Here is a 22,538-nt window from a genome sequence, read left to right as displayed (position 1 = left end):
ACAAATATGTTGAAAGGCAAAAAGATTGTTTTAGGAGTTACCGGAGGCATCGCGGCTTATAAGGCGTGTACTTTGACGAGTAAGCTAACACAGCAGGGCGCTGACGTCAAAGTGATCATGACTAAAAGTGCTGCTGAATTTGTTTCGCCGTTAACTTTTCAAGCTTTATCCCGAAATCCAGTATTCACTGATACCTTTGATGAGAAAGACCCAGCTAAGATCGCCCATATTGATCTTGCTGACTGGGCTGATTTATTTTTAGTAGCCCCTGCTACAGCTAATTTTTTAGGAAAAATCGCTAACGGTATTGGTGACGATATGCTAACTACTAGTATCCTGGCTACTGAAGCTTCCGTATATATCGCGCCAGCAATGAATGTGCACATGTATGCCCACCCTGCTGTCATAGCCAATATGAAAAGACTGGAAGGCTGGGGGTATAAATTTATAGAACCGGGAAGTGGTTTGCTGGCATGCGGTTATGTAGGAAAAGGACGCTTAGAAGAACCAGAAACAATCATGGAAGCAATAGAAGTACATCTAAACAGGGGTTTGACTGAAAAGTTTTTGACAGGTAAAAAAATATTGATTTCGGCAGGTCCCACGAAAGAAAGTGTTGATCCAGTCCGGTATTTTACGAACCACTCGTCCGGAAAAATGGGCTTTGCTCTTGCCGCAGAAGCTTCTCGTTTGGGGGCGGAAGTCATCTTGGTTTCCGGACCTGTTACTTTGAAGACACCGGACGGAGTCACCAGAATAGATGTGGAAACAGCGAACCAGATGTACGAAGAAGTGGTCAGTCGGTATAATGACCAGGATGTTGTCATCAAAGCAGCTGCAGTTGCTGACTATCGCCCGATTTCGGTTTATGAAGAAAAAATGAAAAAAAAGCAGGATGGCCTGACGATAGAAATGGAAAGAACAAAGGATATACTCGAAGAGCTGGGAAGAAGAAAAAATAGTCAATATTTAGTAGGCTTTGCTGCAGAAACGATCAATCATTTGGAGTATGGAAGAAAAAAGCTGGAAGCCAAAAATTTAGATGCTATCGTAGTAAATAATATAAAGACTGAAGGTGCAGGTTTTGGCAGTGATACAAATATTGTCACCTTTATCAGCCGCCAGGGAGCGGAAAAAGAAATCCACTTGGCAGAAAAAACTGAAATCGCCAGACAACTATATCAAATGATATGGACAGAAATAAGGGATGAGCAGCAGTGAATATTGCAAAAGTAGTTGTTGATGTACCAGCAAGCCAGACGAATCGATTGTTTGATTACAAAGTGCCGGCTGAACTAGTTGGGACTATCCGCCCGGGCATGAGAGTCATTGTTCCATTCGGCCCGCGCAAAATCATGGGATTTGTTTTGCTGCTTTCTGATCGATCTGAATTTGACCGGTTAAAAGAGATAATTGATGTAATGGATGTTATTCCAGTACTCACTGATGAATTGCTTAAACTGGGGAAATGGATCTCCGAAAAAACACTGAGTTTTTATATCTCTGCATACCAGGCCATGCTGCCCCAAGTATTGAAAGCAAAATATAAGAAGGAATTACAGCGACAAGTGGATGGCGATCTGCCATTTGGACTGGAAGAGATATTTGCCCATAGAGACGTTATACCATATGAAGAATTTATCGAAAGGCAGGGAAGTATTAAGTCCCTGCAAAAGGCTATCCAGGAAGGGTTAGTGGAAGTTACTTATCTAGTTAAGTCAAGAGAAACGAAGAAGCTGGAAACATATATAGACAAGCATAAAGAAGCGATTGAGATTGAGGAGATTATTGCGGATTTGCCGGCACAGGCTACCAAACAAAAAGAGATACTAACATATATGGCGGAAGTTGACGAACCTGTCAGGCAAAAAAAACTCTTATCTTTGTTGCATACGACAAGGGCGGCTTTAAAGCCATTGATCGATCGAGGGATTCTGCGGGAACACAAGCAAGAGGTATATCGCAATCCATATAAGGAAGAGAATTATCCGAGAACAGAGGCATTGACATTAACAGAGGAACAGGCCGCTGCAATAGACCCCATCTTTGACAGGGTGGAACATGGCCGCCATGATGTTTTTCTTTTGCATGGTGTGACGGGGAGCGGTAAGACGGAGGTATACTTGCAGTCGATTCAGGCCGTCATTAATAACGGCCAGGAAGCCATTGTATTAGTCCCGGAAATTGCGCTTACCCCGCAAATGGTGCAGCGATTTAAAGGCAGGTTCGGCTCCAATGTCGCTGTCCTGCATAGTGCTCTTTCTGCCGGTGAAAAGTTTGATGAATGGCGAAAAATCCAACGGAAAGAAGTTCAAGTCGTCGTTGGGGCACGTTCCGCTATTTTTGCTCCATTCGAAAATTTAGGTATCATCATTATTGATGAAGAGCATGAAACAAGTTATAAGCAAGAGGACCATCCGCGTTACCATGCCAGGGACGTCGCCATTTTCAGAGGAGAGCACCATGCGTGTCCTGTAATTTTAGGCAGTGCAACGCCTATGCTTGAAACTTACGCCCGGGCAGAAAAAGGTGTTTATCAGCTGCTGACCTTAAGTAAGCGTATGAACGAGGCCTCCATGCCTGAAGTGGAGTTGGTCGATATGCGCAGCGAACTGCATGCGGGCAACCGCTCCATGTTTTCGAGGCAATTGAAAGAGGCAATTGAGGAAAGATTGGCAAGAAATGAACAAATTGTCCTTTTCCTTAACCGTCGCGGCTATTCTACATTTGTCATGTGCAGGGACTGCGGCCATGTAATCGAATGTCCACATTGCGATATTGCTTTGACCTATCACCGGAAGAATGAACGGTTAAAATGTCACTATTGCTCCCATGAAGATAAGATGCCGAATCAGTGCCCGGCATGTGAGAGTGAAACAATCCGCTACTTCGGTACTGGTACCCAAAAGGTCGAGGAATCGTTAACAGAGTTAATTCCACAAGCAAGAGTAGTCCGAATGGATGTGGATACAACAAGAAAAAAAGGCTCCCATGAAACGTTGTTGAATAAGTTTGCGGATAAACAGGCCGATATACTGTTAGGGACACAAATGATCGCCAAAGGGCTTGACTTTGCTAATGTTACCTTGGTCGGTGTTCTGGCAGCTGATTCGTTGCTTCATCTGCCAGACTTCCGTGCAGCCGAGAAAACCTTCCAACTGCTAACCCAGGTTAGCGGGAGGGCAGGAAGACACACACTTCCAGGAGAAGTCGTTATCCAAACTTATACACCAGAACATTATAGTGTGCAAATGGCTAGTAAGTATGATTACACAAGCTTTTATCGCAAGGAAATGGAAATGAGAAGGACTTTTCACTATCCACCATATTTTTTTCTTGCTTTAATCACTGTTTCCCATCCAAATCAGGCGAAGGTGATCGAAGTGTCCAAAAAAATCACCATGCTTCTGAATAACCAATTATCGAGGCAAGCATCTATTCTCGGGCCGACTCCGTCTCCTTTAACCAGGATCAAAGATAGATATCGCTATCAAAGCATGATAAAATACAAAAATGAACCAAACCTTAGTAAATCAATCAAAAAAATAATGGCTATGTTTGAAGATGAAACGAAACAAAATGAACTGTTAATAAGTGTTGATATGCAGCCATATCAATTGATGTAGAAAGGAGACAACCATGAAAAGGATTGTTTTTATGGGAACGCCTGATTTTTCCGTGCCTGTGTTAAAGCAGCTAGTCCAGGATGGATATCATGTCGTGCTGGCAGTAACACAGCCTGACAAGCCAAAAGGAAGAAAGAAAATCATGACCCCTCCTCCTGTAAAAGTAGAAGCAGAACATTTAGGAATCCCGGTGTTTCAACCAAGAAAAATAAAAGAGGAATATCAATACGTACTAGACCAGGAGCCTGATTTGATCGTAACAGCAGCTTTCGGGCAAATCCTTCCAAAACCTTTGCTCGATTTTCCGGCATTTGGGTGTATTAATGTCCATGCATCCCTTTTGCCAGAGCTTCGCGGCGGGGCCCCTATTCAATATGCGATTCTCCAGGGAAAAAAAGAAACTGGCATTACCATCATGTATATGGCGGAGAAGCTGGATGCAGGAGATATACTGACACAAACAAAAGTGAAGATAGAGGAAGGTGATCATGTAGGCACCTTGCATGATAAATTGTCTGCTGCAGGAGCAGCCCTATTGAAGAACACCCTTCCCAAATTGCTTAATGGAGAATTAGAAGGAGTAAAACAAGCAGAAGAGCAGGCCACGTTTGCTCCTAATATTAAACGGAGTGATGAACAAATAGATTGGAATAAACCTGTTAAAGATATTTATAATCAGATCCGTGGATTGCATCCTTGGCCGGTCGCTTTTTCTACATATAAAGGAAAAGTGATGAAAATATGGTGGGGAGAACCGCTGTCGGAAACTTATAACGGCCAGGCTGGTGAAATTGCCGAACTTGCCGAGGATGGTTTTGTAGTTGTATGTGGAGACGCGAAAGGCCTTAAAGTAACCAGTCTCCAGCCAGCTGGCAAAAAACGTATGATGGCAGGAGAATATTTAAGAGGTGCCGGCAATACGATGAAAATTGGGGAAAAGTTAGGAGATAATGATGGCTAAATACCAATTGCGCAAAACAGCCCTTGATATCCTGGTTCGTGTCGGTGAAAACGGCGGCTTCAGCCATTTGCTTATCGACAGGGCGATAAAGACAGAAGGTTTCAGTGACAGAGATGAGGGCCTTTTGACTGAAATTGTGTATGGCACGATTCAACGCAGATTGACTTTGGAATACTACCTGGACCATTTCGTAAACCCTAAGAAAAAAATGCAGTCCTGGGTCAAATGGCTTTTATATATGTCTATCTATCAAATGGAGTATCTCAGCAAAGTCCCAGACCATGCCATTATCCATGAATCTGTGGAAATAGCAAAACAAAAGGGACACAAAGGAGTTTCCTCGTTCGTAAATGGGATTTTACGGAATATTCAACGGACAGGTCTTCCGGATGTTAAAGATATATCTGACCAGGTTCAGCGGTTATCCATAGAAACAAGCCATCCCAAATGGCTCGTGCATCGATGGATGAATATGTATGGAGCAGAGACAACCGAAAAAATGTGCAGGGCTAATCTGTTTCATAAGCCAATGAGCGTCCGAGTACAGCCCATGAAAATAGACCGGCACAGTGCTATCAGCAGATTGCGGGAAGAGGGATATGAAGTTGAGGCCTCGCAATTTTCCGCGCAGGGTATCAATGTCCTAAAAGGAAACATCTTAAAAAATGCTTTATTTCAGTCAGGAATGCTTACGATTCAGGATCAAAGCTCCATGCTTGTAGCGGAAATGCTCGATTTAGAACAAGAAATGGTCGTTTTGGATGCCTGCAGTGCTCCGGGCGGAAAAACCACGCACATTGCTGAAAAAATGGAAAATAAAGGCGAGGTGCATGCATATGACTTGCACAGTAAAAAAGCAAAGGTGGTTGCAAAGCGGGCACTTGAATTGGACTTGACAATTATCGACGCTAAACAAGCCGATTCGCGGGAACTGCACACCGTTTATCAGAAAGAACACTTTGACAGGATTTTATTAGATGCTCCGTGTTCTGGGTTGGGCGTCATGCGTGGGAAACCGGATATCAAGTATCATAAATCGGAGAATGATATCGTTTCTTTAGCTGGGGTTCAGCTTGAATTATTGGAAAATCTGTCCTCATTATTAAAAAAAGGTGGTAAACTAGTATATAGTACGTGTACTGTAGACAAAGCTGAAAATGAACAAGTAGTTGAAAAGTTTTTATCATCACATCAAGAGTTTGAAGTAGACCGCCAATTCACAACGGAATTGCCTCAGGTCTTGAAAGATGCAGAAGGACTCACTAAATGGGGATTGCAGATCTTTCCTTATGAATATGATACAGATGGCTTCTTTTTAACAAGATTGATTAGAAAATAAATGGCACAAAAACTGTTACAGGATAGAAAATATGCTTTGTTAAGGCATGATGAAAGAGAGTAGGTGAACACATGAATGGCTATTATTTGACCGATCAAGGACAAGTGAGAAACCATAATGAGGATGACGGTGGCTTTTTTAGTAATTCTAACCAACAAACCCTGGCAGTAATTGCTGATGGAATGGGCGGGCATAAAGCTGGTGACGTTGCGAGCCAGATGGCCACATCCCTGTTAAGTGATTTATGGAAGGAAACGGAAGCACTGCTTTCTCCTGAAGCTGCAGAGGAATGGCTGACCACCAGTCTAGAGAAAGTCAATAAATCGATATTGCAGTATGCCCAGGACCATGAAGAATGTAAAGGGATGGGAACGACCATTGTCGCGGTTGTTTGCAGCAAGGATTTTATTTCCATTGCACATGTCGGTGACAGCAGGTGTTACCTTGCTAATGATCAGGGTTTTAAACAAATCACTGAAGACCATTCATTAGTAAATGAACTTGTTCGTTCTGGACAGATAAGCAAAGATGACGCTGAGCACCATCCTCGCAAGAATGTTTTGTTAAAAGCATTAGGAACAGAAGTCGGTGTTCAAGCTGACGTTCAATCAATCGGGTGGGAGAAAGGTAACCGCCTGCTCCTCTGCTCGGACGGATTGACGAACAAGTTTGAAGAGGAAGAACTTAAGGAAATTGTCCTTGAAACGACTGAATTAAAAGAGATTGCCCAATCATTAATCGATATGGCTAATGAACGGGGCGGCGAAGATAACATTTCCGTGGTACTGATTCATCACGATGAACCATCGGGAGAAGGTGAATCATAGTGTTAAGCGGCAGAATATTGAACGAAAGATACAAAATAAAGCAAACCATCGGCGGCGGCGGGATGGCCAATGTGTACCTGGCAAGAGATATTATACTTGATCGTGATGTTGCCATTAAGGTCCTGCGCTTGGAATATGCTAATGATGATGAATTTATTGCCCGTTTTCATCGGGAAGCTCATTCTGCGACAAGCCTTTCCCATCCTAACATTGTAAATATTTATGATGTTGGCGAGGAAGATGGCATTTATTATATGGTCATGGAATATGTCGATGGAATGACATTAAAAAAATACATACAGACGTATGGCCCGATAAATGTAGAGGAAGCCTTAAATATTATGAAACAGGTTACCTCTGCTATTACCCATGCGCATGCCAATGATATCGTTCATCGGGATATTAAGCCGCAAAATATTTTAATAGACCCGTTTGGACACGCAAAGGTGACCGATTTTGGTATAGCTGTAGCTTTGAGTGCAACTTCGCTGACACAAACTAATTCTGTGTTAGGTTCTGTCCATTATTTGTCTCCTGAGCAGGCGCGCGGAGGAATGGCTAACAAAAAGTCAGACATTTATTCGCTTGGAATTGTTTTGTTTGAGTTATTGACTGGCAGACTTCCTTTTTCGGGCCAATCCGCTGTTTCCATTGCACTTAAACATCTTCAAAGTGAAACGCCTTCTGTACGGCGCTGGGAACCTGATATCCCGCAAAGTGTGGAGAACATCGTCCTGAAATCAACGACAAAAGATCCTTTTTATCGTTATGAAACGGTAGATGAGATGGAACAGGATTTGGAGACTTCTTTGGATCCAGATAGATTAAATGAAGAAGTTTTTAAAACACCTGAAGAGAACGGTGAAGAAACGAAGGCAATTCCAATTATTACGGAAGATACTTTTCAAACAAAATCCACAGAAGAAACGATTATCCACGATACAAAAAACGGTGCCTTGAGCAAGGATAAAAAAGCTAGAAAAAGAAAGCGGAAAAAGACGTTTATCTGGATAGCGGTCAGTTTGTTTATTCTCTTGGCTGCGGCGATTGCAGCTTTGTTTTTTATTCCTGGGATTCTGCAGCCGAAAGATGTCGAATTAATAGATGTCGCAGGGATGGAATATGAAGAAGCTTTTAATGAGTTAGAAGCCTTGAATTTAGAAGTGAAAAGGGAAACCATGTATTCAGATGAGGTTGCTGAAGGCCAAGTGATCCGTACGGACCCTGAAGCAGGTACGGAAGTTAAGGAAGGTTCTACGGTAACCGTTTATGCCAGTGACGGCAAGGAAAAAGTATCTTTTGATGATTATGTAGGCAGGGACTTCAGCCAGATTGAGAGCTTGCTTGAACAATCTGGTTATAAAAATATTAACGCCTATGAAAAATTTTCAGATAGACCAGTTGGGGAAATTATAACTCAAATCCAGCCACAGCCGGATTCCGAAGTGGTCCCAGAGGAAACGAATGTAATATTTGAAATTAGTAAGGGACCTGAGAAAGTAACTCTGCAATCCTATCAAGGTATGACTGAATCGGAGGCGCGAAATGCCATAGAAGGGGAAGGGTTGCGCGTAGAAGTTACGGAAGAAAACTCTTCTGATGTTAAAGAAGGGACGGTTATCCGCCAATCCCCTGAACCATTCAGTGAAGTTACCTTGGATTCCAAGGTGGAAATTGTAGTTTCGCTTGGACCTGAAGAATTGCCTCCGGTTACTCATTCCGTTACCTTTACTGTTCCCTATACAGGCGATAACGGAGAGGGCGAAGGTGAAGAAGCTCAAGAGCCCGTTGAACAGAATGTCAAAATTTATGTAGGAGATTCAGACAGAGATATAACTGAACTTCATAAACAGCAATCCATCTCGGAGGATACAGAATTCACCATAAGACTGACGATTCCGCCTGGCGAAGAAGCGGAATATCGAGTCATGCGCGATGAGGAAGTAATTATAGAAAAAACGGTCCCGTACGAAGATGGGGAAGGTGACTAAATGACGGAAGGAAAAATCATAAAAGCACTTAGTGGTTTTTATTATGTGAAGACTACCGACAGCCAGGAAACATATCAATGCAGAGGCAGAGGCGTATTCCGAAAAAATAAGGTAAACCCGCTCGTTGGTGATATTGTTGAAATGGAAAAAAGTAATCCTGGAGAAGGCTATGTTGTAGATGTAAAACCGAGAAAGAACGAATTAGTACGTCCGCCTATAGCTAATATTGATCAGGCGATTATTGTTGTTTCTGCAGTTAAACCAGACTTTAGTACATTGCTTTTGGATCGTTTTCTCGTATTAATAGAGTCGAAGCAAATTGAACCGATTATTTTCATTTCGAAAATGGATATGGTAGCGCCGGATATACAAGCGCAAATTCATCAGTTTAAACAAGATTATTTGCAAATTGGCTATAAGGTACAACCGGTTTCCACTATGCGTCCGGAGGGACTCGATGAGGCCGTTAAACATTTTAAAGGGAAAACCTCTGTGATTGCCGGTCAGTCAGGTGTAGGAAAGTCTTCTCTCCTGAATGCCATTGACCCTTTGCTGGAATTAGAAACCAATGAAATATCAGAGAGCCTGGGCAGGGGGAAACATACGACCCGCCATGTAGAACTAATTGAAATAAATCAAGGGTTTGTGGCTGATACTCCAGGTTTTAGTTCGCTTGAGTTCAATGAAATTGAGCTTGATGAACTTTCCGATTGTTTCCCGGAAATGAACGAGAGAAAAGCAGGCTGTAAATTCAGGGGATGTATGCACCATAAAGAACCAAAGTGTGCTGTGAAGGCAGCAGTAGATAGTGGTGAGATACCCGAATACAGATACAACCATTACTTGCAATTTATGGAAGAAATACAGAACAGAAAGCCGAGGTATTAACAAGAATGACAAAAATCGCACCCTCCATATTATCCGCGGATTTCGCCAACCTTAAAGAAGAGATCGAAGACGTAGTACGAGGCGGAGCAGATTATATCCATGTTGACGTGATGGATGGTCACTACGTCCCTAATATAACCATCGGTCCCTTAGTAGTAAAGGCACTAAGACCAGTAACTACTTTACCTTTGGATGTTCACTTGATGATCGAAAATCCTGAGCATTATATATCAGCATTTGCGGATGCTGGGGCGGATATTCTTACTGTCCATCAGGAAACATGCCCGCATTTACATCGCACCGTCCAGTTGATAAAAGCTGCTGGTGTAAAAGCTGGAGTCGTCATTAACCCAGCAACGCCTGCCGAAGGGTTAAAGCCGATCCTGAAAGAAGTCGATCTAGTATTGCTTATGACTGTCAATCCAGGGTTTGGAGGCCAGTCTTTTATTCCGGAAGTGTTAGAAAAGATTAAAACAATTGCTACATGGAGACAAGAAATGGGTCTTTCCTTTGAAATTGAAGTTGACGGAGGAGTCAATGCACAAACTGCACGAGACTGTGTCGATGCTGGAGCAGATGTTCTGGTTGCCGGCAGTGCCGTTTTTTCCGCAGAAGATCGAGAGCAGGCCATTTCCGAGATTAGAAAGGCCGAATAAGAAGGCTGCCGGATGGCGGCCTTCTTATTTAGTATGAGCAATTTGAAGCCTGTCAGTTCTAGAAGAAAAGAGGGCTTATTAAAAGAGAAGGAGCAAATTTTCTATGGGTGTAACTGCAATTGTCGGGGGAGGGCCAGAAAAATATATCCCATATCTACACGCATATAAGGAAGTTGATTTCTGGATAGGTGCGGATAGGGGCGCTCTGACCTTAATTAATCATGGGATAACCCCTGATTTAGCGTTAGGAGATTTTGATTCAATTTCAGAAGAAGAAAAGAAACGGATAAAAACAATCGCGAAGGACTTCAGGGAATTTCCTGAGGAAAAGGATGAAACGGATCTTGAACTTGCTGTGTTAGAGGCCTTCAAAACAAAAAACCGGCTTTTTCTTTTATTTGGAGTAACCGGCGGCAGGATTGACCACAGCCTGGCTAATATTCAACTTTTATACAAACTGAAGCAGCAGCAGATAGAGGGGATGATCATTGATAAAGGAAATAAACTGGCATTGTCTTTCCCTGGCTCGAATGAAATTAGCAGGGATGATGAGTATCCCTACATATCTTTTCTCCCGTTTACCAGAAAAGTTACTGGTATAACTTTGGATGGCTTTTATTATAAATTAACTAATAAGACGATTAACTGGGGATCCACGCTATGTATGTCAAATGAGCTTCTTTTAGAAAAAGGTACTTTTTCGTTTGCGGAAGGCATATTATTAGTTATAAAGAGCCGCGATGTACTTATAGAAGAATAAGGGCATATATTAAATCCAAGCGCAGGTAACAGCCATCCGGAAAAGAGGAGGGGGATTTTCATGAAGTTTTATACCTTTAAACTCCCGAGGTTCATTGGCGGATTCGTCCGAGCAATCATTGGTACCTTTAAAAAAGATTAAGGGGAAAGTTGTAACCTTGAGCAATACCTGATGTTGCTTAGACATTAAAAAAGCACCCGGCGCGGGTGCTTTTTTAATGTCTCACACTTTTTTAAACTTGAAGGCTCAGCTTTTTCTTTTTAAAGTTGGCTGAATCCTTCCTAATTGAATGCTTAATTATACGCGTTCTACTTTGCCGGATTTTAAGGCACGAGCAGAAACATAAACACGCTTAGGCTTACCATCTACCATAATGCGCACTTTTTGAACATTAGCTTTCCAATTACGTTTATTAGCGTTCATGGCATGAGAACGGGTATTTCCTGAACGAGTTGTACGACCTGTAACAACACATTTACGTCCCATGTTTATCCCTCCTAAAACCATAAATATCTTCACATACTTATATAATTTATCACAGCCCAGCGGATAATGCAATTATTGTTTTAAGCAAATATCAAGAAAATCGGCTTGACAGATTATTTGTTTTCGTCCATTGTATAAAGGGGTTTATATGTAGTGAAACTGCTTTCAAAATGACTTATGTTATAATAAAATTAATTAGAATAGATATTTAATGAGACAAGGAGGAGTCATGATGTCCATTGAACTCACTACGAAAGATGGCCATGTAACAATAACAAACGAAGTAGTATCCACAATAGCAGGCGGAGCTGCAATCGAATGTTATGGAATTATAGGTATGGCCTCTAAAAATCAACTCAGAGATGGAATTGCGGAAATTCTTCGTAAAGAAAATTTTTCCCGTGGTGTCGTTGTACGCCAGGATGGAGAAAACCTTCATATTGACATGTATATCATCGTTAGTTATGGTACGAAAATTTCTGAAGTGGCTCATAATGTACAGTCACAGGTGAAATACACGCTTGATAAAACACTCGGTTTATCGATCAGTTCGGTAAACATTTATATTCAAGGAGTACGTGTAGTTGAGTAAATTGATGATTAAAAAATGAAACGAGAAACATGACTGCAGGCTAGATGACCAGAAACCTTTTTCATTCCTAGGAATGCTCATCTATTTCTGGTTAGTTTGTTGAATAAGGAGGAAGTTGCAGTGACGGTACGAACGGTTGACGGTACTACGTTTGCCCAAATGGTTTTGCTGGGGGCGCAGCATTTAACTAACAATGCTAAGATGATTGATTCGCTGAATGTATTTCCGGTACCAGATGGAGATACTGGTACAAATATGAATTTATCAATGACTTCTGGAGCTACAGAGGTGAAAAATACTAATTCCAGCCATGCGGGTGAGGTTGCCCAGGCATTTTCAAAGGGGCTGCTGATGGGTGCGCGGGGTAACTCTGGTGTCATCCTATCCCAGCTGTTCCGCGGTTTTGCTAAAGGCGTAGAGGGCAGGACTGAACTTAATACACAGGATTTTGCTGCTGGTTTTCAAACCGGGGTGAAAACAGCTTATAAAGCTGTGATGAAACCTGTGGAAGGGACAATATTAACGGTAGCAAAAGACGCAGCAGTCAAAGCTGAGGAAGCCGCACAATCTACTAGCGATATCGTTTCGTTTATGGAACAAGTCCTGGCAGAGGCAAAGGCTTCGCTAAAAAGGACACCTGATTTACTTCCGGTTCTGAAGGAAGTCGGTGTGGTAGACAGCGGCGGCCAGGGCCTTGTTACAATTTATGAGGGACTTCTTTCTTCATTAAAGGGGGAGGAGCTTCCGACTGCTATTGAATCTGATGTGGACATTAGTGATATGGTTAATGCGGAACATCACAAAATGGCTCAGGATTTCATGAATACTGAAGATATTGAATTCGGCTACTGTACCGAATTCATGGTGAAACTTGAAGAGGAAAAACTGAACGATAACCCTTTTGTTGAAGATAACTTTCGCAATGAATTAGGAGAGCACGGGGATTCTTTATTAGTAGTTTCTGATGAAGAAATCGTAAAAGTCCATATTCATGCCGAGTACCCGGGAGAGGTGCTTACACTAGGGCAACAATTTGGAAGTTTAATTAATTTAAAAATTGAAAATATGAGGGAACAGCATACCTCGATTGTCGGCGCTAAAACAAATCAGCAAAAGCCGAAAGAAACCGCTGAATTTGCCATTGTTACAGTAGCAATGGGAGAAGGGCTGAAGAATTTACTGGAAAGCCTGGGGGCAAGTGTTGTCATCCAAGGCGGGCAAACGATGAATCCAAGCACGCAGGATATCGCCGATGCCATTAAACAAGCCAATGCACGCAACATTATCATTCTTCCAAATAATAAAAACATTGTTATGGCAGCTGATCAAGCTGCTGAACTAGCAGAAGAAAATGTAGCTGTCGTGCCTACCAAGACGATCCCTCAAGGGATGAGCGCTTTGCTGGCGTTTCATCCGGATGCAGATTTGGACGAGAATAAACAAAGTATGCTCGAAGCTAGCAAACAAGTGAAGACGGGCCAAATCACTTATGCAGTCAGAGATACACAAATCGATGGCATGACGATTGAAAATGGCAGCTTTATGGGGCTTGCCGATGGAAAAATCAAGGCAACGAACAAAGACAAACTTGCAACTGTCAAAGAATTAATTAATGGAATGATGGATGAAGACGATGAAATTGTCACTATCCTGCAAGGGGAAGATGCAACAAGTGAAGAGGTACAAGCACTGGAAGCTTTCCTTGAAGAAAATTATGAAGACATAGAAGTAGAAATACATGAAGGCAACCAGCCAATTTACTCTTATATCATTGCGATTGAATAAAGCAGCAATACCCTCCTCTCCTTATGGGGAAGAGGGTTTTTTTTCTGAGAACAGCGTTGTTGAAAAAGATAATTATGTTGGCGTTTCCTTTCTCAAGGCTTTAAAATATAAGAGGAGAGGTGAGTGTAAATATGAAGTACAAATCTGTATTTGATATTATCGGCCCCGTGATGGTCGGCCCTTCTAGTTCCCATACCGCGGGAGCTGCCAGGATTGGCAGGGCGGCAAGAAATTTATTTGGTAAGGAACCTGCATGGGCGGAGATCCATCTGTACGGGTCTTTCGCTAAAACATACAGAGGCCACGGAACAGATGTGGCAATTATCGGTGGTTTGCTTGATTATGACACCGATGACCAGCGTATTGGTAAATCTATTGAAATAGCAGAAAAAAAAGGGATGAAAATATCTTTTCATGAAGATGAAGCTGCAACCGATCATCCAAACACAGCTCGTGTGCGGATTGGCGATGGTGTAGAAGATTTGGAATTAGTAGGTATATCGATTGGCGGAGGAAAAGCAGAAATTACCGAATTAAATGGCTTTGAGCTCCGTTTATCTGGAAACCACCCGGCCGTGCTTGTCATGCACAATGACCGACATGGCGCGATTGCTTCCGTTACACAGATTTTGGCCAAACATGAAATAAATATCGGCCGAATGGAAGTTTCCAGGAAGGATGTAGGCAAAGAAGCACTGATGGTTATCGAGGTCGATCAAAATGTCGGTGATTATATATTAAAAGAATTGGAGAACGCTTCCCATATTTTGCAAGTTGCCAAAATAGTGGATTAGAAGACAGTAGAAAAATCAGCAGGAAAAAACAACAAACGTTAGAACGTTGTTTTTTTCGATCGAGAGGAGTTTTACATGTGTTCCGTAATGTTGCTGAATTAGTAGAAATAGCAGAAAATGAGAATATTAAGATATCAGAAGTAATGATCAGGCAGGAAATGGATGTCAAAGAAAAAACGAGGGAAGAAGTTATCTCCCAAATGGAAAAGAATCTGTCTGTCATGGAAAAAGCTGTCGAAGAAGGTTTACAAGGCGTAAAGTCCCACTCTGGTTTAACAGGAGGAGATGCTGTCCTTCTCCAAAAATACCTCGAAGAAAAGCAGCCTTTGTCAGGAGAACTTTTGCTTGATGCTGTCAGCAAGGCTGTAGCTACCAATGAAGTTAATGCTGCTATGGGAACGATTTGTGCTACACCAACTGCGGGAAGCGCCGGATGCGTACCAGGTACTTTGTTTGCTGTCAAAAACCGTTTAAACCCAACGAGAGAAGAAATGATTCGTTTCCTATTTACTTCTGGAGCTTTTGGTTTCGTAGTAGCTAATAATGCGTCTATTTCAGGCGCAGCGGGCGGATGCCAGGCCGAGGTTGGTTCTGCAGCAGCGATGGCGGCAGCAGCGATCGTGGAAATGGCAGGCGGTACTCCTCAACAAAGTTCGGAGGCATTTGCTATTACGTTAAAAAACATGCTTGGATTAGTTTGTGACCCAGTTGCAGGGCTAGTGGAGGTTCCATGTGTTAAAAGGAATGCTGCAGGTGCTTCCAATGCCATTGTATCTGCAGATATGGCGTTGGCGGGAATAACCAGCAGGATCCCTTGCGACGAAGTAATCGGGGCTATGTATCGGATTGGACGTGCGATGCCATCAGCTCATAAAGAGACCGCTGAAGGCGGCTTGGCGGCTACTCCAACAGGAAGGGCACTAGAAGCAAAGATTTATGGAATCCCTATGAAGAAAGAGTGAAAGACTTGTTGAATGAGCCAGTTTCAAATATTAAAGGAATCGGTGCAAAGCTTGAACAGGGGTTAAACAGTTTAGGGGTTTATTCTATTGAAGACCTTCTCCTTTATTTTCCCGCTCGATATGATGTTTATGAGATAAAGCCGTTAAGCGAGCTGATTCATCAGGATAAAGTGACGATAGAGGGGGAGGTTATCGGCGAACCTTCCCTATCTTTTTATGGAAAGAGAAAATCCAGGCTGACCGTCAGTCTGCAAGTAGAACATGTCGTAGTAAAGGCGGTCATGTTCAATCGTTCCTTTGCTAAAAAACAGTTGCGTCCGGGCGATGTGGTTACCGTTACAGGTAAGTGGGACCAGCACCGTTTGCAAATCACGGTAAGCAATTATAAAAAAGGAAAGGCTGATAGCCAGGCGAGAATCCAGCCTGTTTATGCATTGAAAAGCGATGTTTCCAACCTGCAAATAAAAAAGGCGGTTGCAACAGCCATTGCCCAATATCAGGATAGCCTTCAGGAAATTTTGCCGGCACAATACTTAACGGCTTATAAATTGCCGGGACGTCTAGAAGCTGTCAAGCATATGCATATGCCGGACAACCATCAAGTATTGAAACACGCCAGGCGAAGATTTGTCTATGAAGAGTTTTTGCTGTTTCAGTTAAAAATGCAGCTTCTGCGGAAGCGGAAGCGGGAAGCTACCCTCGGAAACAGCCAGGTTTTCCAGGAAGAGAAAGTGGAGCGCTTTAAAAACAGTTTGCCCTTTGCGTTGACTTCTGCTCAAACGCGTTCCTTGACAGATATTTTGACTGACCTGCAATCTCCATACCGGATGAACAGGCTTTTACAAGGAGATGTGGGGTCAGGCAAGACAGCGGTAGCGGCAATCAGCTTATATGCTTCGATTACAGCTGGAAAACAAGGTGCTTTGATGGTGCCAACAGAAATATTGGCAGAGCAGCATTATCAATCACTGACAGATTTGTTTGCTGATAAAGCTAATGTTGTATTGCTTACGGGTTCTGTGAAAGGCAAAAAAAGAAAAGAAATACTTAGCGACATAGCCGGCCATCAGGCTAATATAGTCATCGGTACACACGCCCTGATTCAGGAAGAAGTCATATTCCATGATTTGGGATTAGTGATTGTGGATGAGCAACACCGGTTTGGAGTAGAGCAGCGCAGAGTCCTTAGAGATAAAGGATTGCAACCAGACGTTTTATTTATGACAGCTACTCCGATTCCAAGAACTTTAGCGATAACAGCTTTTGGCGACATGGATGTGTCTGTCATTGATGAAATGCCTTCAGGAAGAAAACAAGTGGAAACTTATTGGGTAAAGGATAACTTACTAGAACGCGTTCTGCAGTTTATCCAGAAAGAAATAAGCAACGGTCATCAGGCGTATGTAATTTGCCCTTTGATTGAGGAATCCGACAAACTGGATATTCAAAATGCAGTTGACCTATACCACCAGTTACAGGAATATTTTGAACCTCGTGCAGCGGTTGGACTGATGCACGGAAGACTCCATATGGATGAAAAAGAAGAAGTGATGAAAAAATTCGCGGAGAACCATATTCAAGTATTAGTTTCCACTACTGTAGTGGAAGTGGGGGTAAACGTCCCTAATGCTACCGTAATGGTCATCTATGATGCCGAAAGGTTTGGGCTGTCCCAGCTGCATCAATTGCGAGGCCGTGTTGGCCGGGGACAAGATCAAAGTTATTGTATTCTTGTTGCTGATCCCAAAGGAGAAGTAGGGAAGGAAAGAATGAAAATCATGACGGAAACTGCTAATGGCTTTGAACTTTCCGAAGAGGATTTAAAACTTAGAGGACCGGGAGATTTTTTTGGCAAAAAACAAAGTGGAATACCCGAATTCCGGGTGGCAGATATGGTTCATGACTACCGAGCCTTAGAGACGGCCAGGAATGATGCCCAAGAGATAATAGCCTCCCAGCTCTTAGAAAAGGATAAAGAATATGAGCTTCTAAAAATAAGTGTACTGAATGACAGTATTCTAAAAGGCGAAACTCTGGACTGACTGTTTTTTGCTGCTGCGATAAATGCTTGCATATTCTTTTTTGGTATTATATATTACTATTAGTACCTAGTCTTAATTTGGACGGTGGAGAGATGAAAAGAACGAAGAAAGAAAGGCAGAATTTACTCAAACAGACCATTGAGGATATGCCTTTCATTACGGATGAAGAACTGGCCAGAAAGTTTGAAGTCAGCATACAGACGATCCGTTTAGACCGGATGGAATTATCGATTCCTGAACTGCGGGAACGGATCAAATCGGTAGCAGCTAATCAATGGAATGAAACAGTCAAAGCACTTCCTATAGACGAAGTTATTGGCGAGGTGATTGACTTAGACTTAGATAAACGTGCAATCTCGATTTTAGACATTAGCGAAGAGCACGTATTTTCAAGGAATAAAATCGCGAGAGGTCATCATTTATTCGCCCAGGGCAACTCGCTTGCTGTCGCGGTAATAGATGATGAGCTTGCACTCACAGCCCGGGCAGAAATCAAATTTACCAGACAGGTAAAGCAGGGGGAAAGAGTGATTGCCAAGGCTGCAGTAATTGGAAACGATTCTAAGGGCCGTACTTCGGTACAAGTGAATAGTTTTGTAGACAATGAAAAAGTATTTTCAGGAGAATTTCTTATGTTCCGTTCCAATCATCAAAAAGGAGAATCTGCCAATGAAGATAGCGATTGATGCGATGGGCGGCGACCATGCACCTAAAGAAATAGTTTTAGGTGCACTTGCCGCCGTCGAAGAATGGAAGGATATCGAATTAACATTAATTGGCGATGAAGCACAAATAAAGCCGATGTTACATAGTAATACCAGAATAAATGTCATACATACAACAGAAGTTATTACAGGTGAGGATGAACCAGTCCGTGCGGTTAGAAGAAAAAAGAATTCATCGCTTGTCCTGATGGCTGAGGAAGTGAAACAAAACCGGGCTGACGCCTGTATATCAGCAGGAAACACTGGAGCGTTAATGAGTGCAGGGTTATTTGTGGTTGGACGGATAAAAGGCATTGATCGTCCGGCTCTTAGTCCCACCCTTCCCACTGAGAATGGCTCGGGATTTTTACTGCTTGATGTTGGGGCGAACGTCGATGCAAAACCTAACCATCTTGTCCAGTACGCCATCATGGGTTCGATTTATGCAGAAAAAGTACGGGGAATTCCCAACCCGCGGGTAGGCTTATTGAATATAGGAACCGAGGATGGCAAGGGAAATGATTTAACGAAAAAAGCCTTTGCTGAGCTATCCGCTGCCCCGGTTAATTTTGTAGGGAACATAGAAGCCAGAGACTTATTATCAGGACCTGCAGATGTTATTGTGACAGATGGTTTCAACGGTAATATAGCTTTGAAAACGATCGAGGGTACGGCTATGACAATGTTTTCTATGTTGAAAGCCGCCTTTATGACTAATATGAAAACGAAAATGGCTGCGGGATTAGTAAAATCCGAATTAAAAGGGTTAAAAGAACAATTGGATTACTCGGAATATGGCGGTGCGGGATTATTTGGTTTGGCAGCACCTGTCATTAAGGCACACGGATCATCCAATGCAAGGGCTATTTACAATGCAATCAAGCAAGCGCGTAACATGGTTGACTTAGAAGTTACAGGCACCATAGAGAAAACAATCGAGGAGCTTTCATTGTCGGCAGAGGAGGAGTAAAATGAAAAGAGTGGCATTTGTCTTTCCTGGACAAGGATCCCAGGATACAGGCATGGGGAAAGATGTATATGAAAATTTCGAGATAGCAAAGAAGCTTTTTGACAAGGCTGATCAATGGTTGGACAAACCGTTAAAGCAGCTGATGTTTGAAGGTCCGAAGGAAGAATTGACGAATACCGAAAATGCACAGCCTGCTTTATTGTTAAACAGTGCGGTTATTGATGCGATTCTTAAACAATACGGCGTCGAGCCTGTCATGACTGCTGGACATAGTCTCGGTGAATATAGTGCACTAGTCTCTGCTGGAGCATTCACTTTAGAAGAGGCTTTGCCGTTGGTGCGTTTGAGAGGGCGGCTAATGGAGCAAGCATATCCGGCTGGGAGAGGTGCGATGGCAGCTGTACTTGGCGGAGACATAGAAAACATACATAGAATACTTGATGAGGTGAATGAAAGCACTGATCAAGTGGTTGATGCAGCAAATTATAATTGTCCAGGCCAAGTAGTCATATCAGGAACTAAACAGGGGATAGAAGATGCAGCATCCCGGTTGAAAGAAAGTGGAATCAAACGCGTGCTTCCGCTTAATGTAAGCGGTCCGTTTCATTCCAGGTTAATGCAGCCGGCAGCTGAGAAGTTTTCCTCACCTTTAAATGAAGCGGACTTGTCAGATGCAGATATTCCGGTTTATGCCAACGTAACTGCAGCACCGGTGACAAATAAACAAACGATTTCTGACCTTTTGATAAAACAGCTATCCTCTCCTGTCAGGTTTCAGGAAACGGTCGAGAATATCCTTGACCAGGGTGTGGATGCAATTGTTGAGGTAGGTAATGGCAAAGTTTTAACTGGGTTGGTTAAGAAAATAAACCGCCGAACCAAAACTTTTTCCATACAAGATACAGAATCGATCCATACATTTATAGAATGGTATAAGGAGGAATCCTAATGATGTTACATGGGAAAACTGCATTAGTGACAGGGGCCTCCCGCGGAATAGGAAAAGCGATTGCTCTTGAATTAGCAAGACAGGGAGCAAAGGTTGCAGTAAACTTTGCGGGAAACGAAGAGAAAGCCCAGGAAGTTGTTGATGAAATCAGCGAACTAGGTTCTGAGGCTATAAAAATTAAAGCAAATGTGTCGCAAGAAGCCGATGTTAAACAAATGATAAAAGAAGTGGTCGGCCAGTTTGGTACTCTGGACATTCTTGTCAATAATGCCGGCATTACGAAAGACAATTTGCTGATGCGGATGAAAGAGGAAGAATTCGATGAAGTAATTGATATTAATTTGAAAGGTGTTTTCCTTTGTACAAAGGGAGTAACCAGACAGATGATGAAGCAAAAAAGCGGAAGAATCATTAATATAGCTTCTGTTGTAGGTGTAAGCGGAAATCCCGGCCAAGCCAACTATGTGGCTGCCAAGGCAGGAGTAATCGGTTTGACAAAATCGACCGCTAAAGAGCTGGCTTCACGCAATATTTTGGTTAACGCTGTAGCGCCAGGATTTATTGGAACGGATATGACTGAGAAACTGACAGAAGAGCAAAAGGATGGGATGTTAGACATGATCCCGCTTTCTAAACTGGGAAGAGGAGAGGACGTGGCAAAAGTTGTCCGCTTTCTTGCTTCTGAGGATGCAAATTATATCACCGGCCAAACGATTCATGTGGACGGCGGAATGGTTATGTAACAGAAAGGTAATACCTTGTTCAGCACTTTGAAAGGGGGTGAATTGGAATGGCAGATACATTTGAGCGTGTCAAAAAGATCGTTATCGATCGTCTGGATGTAGAAGAGTCCAAAGTGACAATGGAGGCTTCATTTAAAGATGACCTTGAAGCAGATTCATTGGACGTAGTTGAACTTGTGATGGAATTGGAAGATGAGTTTGATATGGAGATATCCGATGAGGAAGCAGAGAAAATTGAAACAGTAGGCGATGCTGTTAACTACATAAACAGCATTCAATAATAAATAGTACTTATTTATTTGCATGATGATGTCACTGTGGCTTAATGAAGCAGCGATAGGAAAAGTCCCGTTTAAGCGGGGCTTTCTCCATATTACAAGCCATTTTTTATCTAAAGGGAGGTGTGATTAATGAATTTTTCACAGCTGCAAAAACAGCTTGGAATATCCTTTAAAAATGAAAGGCTTTTACAACAAGCATTTACCCATTCATCTTATGTGAATGAGCATCGAAAAAAGTATTTTCGCGATAATGAACGATTGGAATTTTTAGGTGATGCCGTATTAGAGCTGGGAGTTTCCCAATACTTGTACCGGGAATATCCGGAAATGGCTGAGGGAGAGTTAACTAAATTCCGGGCCTCTATTGTATGTGAGCCATCGTTAGTCAGTTTCGCTAATGACTTAGGATTTTCTGCTTACATATTACTTGGAAAAGGGGAAGAAATGACGGGCGGCAGAAACCGGCCAGCTCTCCTGGCGGATGTATTTGAGTCTTTTATCGGTGCGCTTTACCTGGATCAAGGTTTTGATGTGTCGATTAATTTTCTGGAAAAATACGTCTATCCTAAAATAAGCAAAGGTGCTTTTTCGCATGCGATGGATTATAAGAGTCAGCTTCAAGAGTTGGTACAAAGAAGTAAAAACGGGAACATTGAATATTTGATCACCGATGAAAGAGGGCCGGCTCATAATAGAGAGTTCGTGGCAGAGGTTCAAATTCAAGGGAAAGTTGCCGGAACAGGATACGGTAGAACAAAAAAAGAAGCAGAACAAAGGGCAGCAAAAAAAGCTCTGGATAATTATGAAGCGAGATAGAAATGAAGGAGGCAATTCCCTATACGGAAAGCCTCCTTCATTTCCTGTCATTTACGGTGAGCGGCCAGTTCTTCAATTACTGCTTGAGTTTCAGCAACACTGAGCTGTCCTTTTTGCTGCAGCATATCGTGGAGAGATTTCAGTTCCTCGTACTTGTCCAAGTCATAATCGTCCGGATTCATAATTGAGCGATTGACGACTTGTAATTGCCTCGCCATATTGTTGATGATGATGTCCAGGTTTTCTTTTGATGGTTCATTTAAACTCACAATAACACTCCTTCATTTGATTGATTCCTTCTAAGACCTTATTCTTTATGATAAAATAAATGAGTTGAAATGCAAATTTATCATAACACAGGACTAC

General features: G+C 42.4%; 23 protein-coding genes. 21 read left to right on the top strand and 2 right to left on the bottom strand.

What is annotated here, in order from left to right:
- Window positions 1-6 precede the first annotated feature (6 nt).
- The 10 genes from coaBC (at window position 7) to spoVM (ending at window position 11,189) form a co-directional block, all read left to right on the top strand.
- A complete protein-coding gene (coaBC, locus tag BLR93_RS02400; protein ID WP_093210843.1) occupies window positions 7-1,221 on the top strand; it encodes a bifunctional phosphopantothenoylcysteine decarboxylase/phosphopantothenate--cysteine ligase CoaBC in 1,215 nt (404 codons plus the stop codon).
- Window positions 1,218-3,626, top strand: coding sequence for a primosomal protein N' (gene priA / locus BLR93_RS02395; protein WP_093210841.1), 2,409 nt, complete (start codon window positions 1,218-1,220; stop codon window positions 3,624-3,626). Before coaBC ends, priA begins: the two co-directional genes overlap by 4 nt.
- A gap of 13 nt (window positions 3,627-3,639) precedes the next feature.
- Window positions 3,640-4,587: a methionyl-tRNA formyltransferase gene (fmt, locus tag BLR93_RS02390; RefSeq protein WP_093210839.1), complete on the top strand. Its 948-nt coding sequence runs from the start codon at window positions 3,640-3,642 to the stop codon at window positions 4,585-4,587.
- A complete protein-coding gene (gene rsmB / locus BLR93_RS02385; protein ID WP_093210837.1) occupies window positions 4,580-5,926 on the top strand; it encodes a 16S rRNA (cytosine(967)-C(5))-methyltransferase RsmB in 1,347 nt (448 codons plus the stop codon). Before fmt ends, rsmB begins: the two co-directional genes overlap by 8 nt.
- A gap of 71 nt (window positions 5,927-5,997) precedes the next feature.
- Window positions 5,998-6,753, top strand: a complete 756-nt coding sequence (locus BLR93_RS02380; RefSeq protein ID WP_093210835.1) for a Stp1/IreP family PP2C-type Ser/Thr phosphatase — start codon at window positions 5,998-6,000, stop codon at window positions 6,751-6,753.
- Window positions 6,753-8,744 (top strand): Stk1 family PASTA domain-containing Ser/Thr kinase, encoded by a 1,992-nt coding sequence (gene pknB, locus BLR93_RS02375; protein WP_093210833.1) that lies wholly within the window; start codon window positions 6,753-6,755, stop codon window positions 8,742-8,744. The genes BLR93_RS02380 and pknB overlap by 1 nt, the downstream gene beginning before the upstream one ends.
- Entirely contained in the window at window positions 8,745-9,632 is an 888-nt protein-coding gene (gene rsgA / locus BLR93_RS02370; RefSeq protein ID WP_093210831.1) for a ribosome small subunit-dependent GTPase A, read from the top strand.
- 5 nt (window positions 9,633-9,637) lie between these two features.
- Window positions 9,638-10,288, top strand: a complete 651-nt coding sequence (gene rpe / locus BLR93_RS02365; RefSeq protein WP_093210829.1) for a ribulose-phosphate 3-epimerase — start codon at window positions 9,638-9,640, stop codon at window positions 10,286-10,288.
- A gap of 103 nt (window positions 10,289-10,391) precedes the next feature.
- Entirely contained in the window at window positions 10,392-11,048 is a 657-nt protein-coding gene (locus BLR93_RS02360; protein ID WP_093210827.1) for a thiamine diphosphokinase, read from the top strand.
- Between the two features lie 60 nt (window positions 11,049-11,108).
- The gene (spoVM, locus tag BLR93_RS02355) at window positions 11,109-11,189 is read left to right on the top strand and encodes a stage V sporulation protein SpoVM (RefSeq protein ID WP_093210825.1); all 81 of its coding nucleotides are present in this window, start codon (window positions 11,109-11,111) and stop codon (window positions 11,187-11,189) included.
- A gap of 156 nt (window positions 11,190-11,345) precedes the next feature.
- On the opposite strand, the gene rpmB is transcribed toward spoVM, so the two are convergent.
- A complete protein-coding gene (gene rpmB, locus BLR93_RS02350; RefSeq protein ID WP_026570405.1) occupies window positions 11,346-11,534 on the bottom strand; it encodes a 50S ribosomal protein L28 in 189 nt (62 codons plus the stop codon).
- 232 nt (window positions 11,535-11,766) lie between these two features.
- On the opposite strand from rpmB, the gene BLR93_RS02345 reads away from it, so the two are divergent.
- The 11 genes from BLR93_RS02345 to rnc all read left to right on the top strand — a co-directional run bounded on the left by BLR93_RS02345 (window position 11,767) and on the right by rnc (window position 22,172).
- On the top strand, window positions 11,767-12,126 hold the full coding sequence (locus BLR93_RS02345) for an Asp23/Gls24 family envelope stress response protein (protein ID WP_093210823.1): 360 nt from the start codon (window positions 11,767-11,769) through the stop codon (window positions 12,124-12,126).
- Between the two features lie 120 nt (window positions 12,127-12,246).
- Complete coding sequence (locus BLR93_RS02340) at window positions 12,247-13,911, top strand: DAK2 domain-containing protein (RefSeq protein WP_093210821.1); 1,665 nt, start codon at window positions 12,247-12,249, stop codon at window positions 13,909-13,911.
- Between the two features lie 131 nt (window positions 13,912-14,042).
- Complete coding sequence (gene sdaAB / locus BLR93_RS02335) at window positions 14,043-14,705, top strand: L-serine ammonia-lyase, iron-sulfur-dependent subunit beta (RefSeq protein ID WP_093210819.1); 663 nt, start codon at window positions 14,043-14,045, stop codon at window positions 14,703-14,705.
- Between the two features lie 77 nt (window positions 14,706-14,782).
- Window positions 14,783-15,667: an L-serine ammonia-lyase, iron-sulfur-dependent, subunit alpha gene (gene sdaAA / locus BLR93_RS02330; protein WP_093210817.1), complete on the top strand. Its 885-nt coding sequence runs from the start codon at window positions 14,783-14,785 to the stop codon at window positions 15,665-15,667.
- 5 nt (window positions 15,668-15,672) lie between these two features.
- The gene (recG, locus tag BLR93_RS02325) at window positions 15,673-17,709 is read left to right on the top strand and encodes an ATP-dependent DNA helicase RecG (RefSeq protein ID WP_093210814.1); all 2,037 of its coding nucleotides are present in this window, start codon (window positions 15,673-15,675) and stop codon (window positions 17,707-17,709) included.
- A 92-nt stretch (window positions 17,710-17,801) separates the two neighbouring features.
- Window positions 17,802-18,395, top strand: coding sequence for a transcription factor FapR (gene fapR / locus BLR93_RS02320; protein WP_093210812.1), 594 nt, complete (start codon window positions 17,802-17,804; stop codon window positions 18,393-18,395).
- Window positions 18,379-19,383, top strand: coding sequence for a phosphate acyltransferase PlsX (gene plsX, locus BLR93_RS02315; RefSeq protein ID WP_093210810.1), 1,005 nt, complete (start codon window positions 18,379-18,381; stop codon window positions 19,381-19,383). Before fapR ends, plsX begins: the two co-directional genes overlap by 17 nt.
- A 1-nt stretch (window position 19,384) precedes the next feature.
- On the top strand, window positions 19,385-20,332 hold the full coding sequence (fabD, locus tag BLR93_RS02310) for an ACP S-malonyltransferase (RefSeq protein ID WP_093210808.1): 948 nt from the start codon (window positions 19,385-19,387) through the stop codon (window positions 20,330-20,332).
- A 2-nt stretch (window positions 20,333-20,334) separates the two neighbouring features.
- On the top strand, window positions 20,335-21,075 hold the full coding sequence (gene fabG, locus BLR93_RS02305; RefSeq protein ID WP_093212304.1) for a 3-oxoacyl-[acyl-carrier-protein] reductase: 741 nt from the start codon (window positions 20,335-20,337) through the stop codon (window positions 21,073-21,075).
- Window positions 21,076-21,122: 47 nt separating this feature from the next.
- Window positions 21,123-21,356 (top strand): acyl carrier protein, encoded by a 234-nt coding sequence (locus BLR93_RS02300; RefSeq protein ID WP_093210806.1) that lies wholly within the window; start codon window positions 21,123-21,125, stop codon window positions 21,354-21,356.
- Between the two features lie 129 nt (window positions 21,357-21,485).
- A complete protein-coding gene (gene rnc, locus BLR93_RS02295; RefSeq protein ID WP_093210803.1) occupies window positions 21,486-22,172 on the top strand; it encodes a ribonuclease III in 687 nt (228 codons plus the stop codon).
- 47 nt (window positions 22,173-22,219) lie between these two features.
- On the opposite strand, the gene BLR93_RS02290 is transcribed toward rnc, so the two are convergent.
- A complete protein-coding gene (locus BLR93_RS02290; protein WP_093210801.1) occupies window positions 22,220-22,441 on the bottom strand; it encodes a DUF1128 domain-containing protein in 222 nt (73 codons plus the stop codon).
- Window positions 22,442-22,538: the final 97 nt, after the last annotated feature.

The sequence above is a fragment of the Sediminibacillus albus genome (genome assembly GCF_900101125.1).
Lineage (GTDB): Bacteria > Bacillota > Bacilli > Bacillales > Amphibacillaceae > Sediminibacillus > Sediminibacillus albus.
Note: the sequence above shows the minus strand (reverse complement) of the source record. Positions and strands in the feature narration are given on the sequence as shown.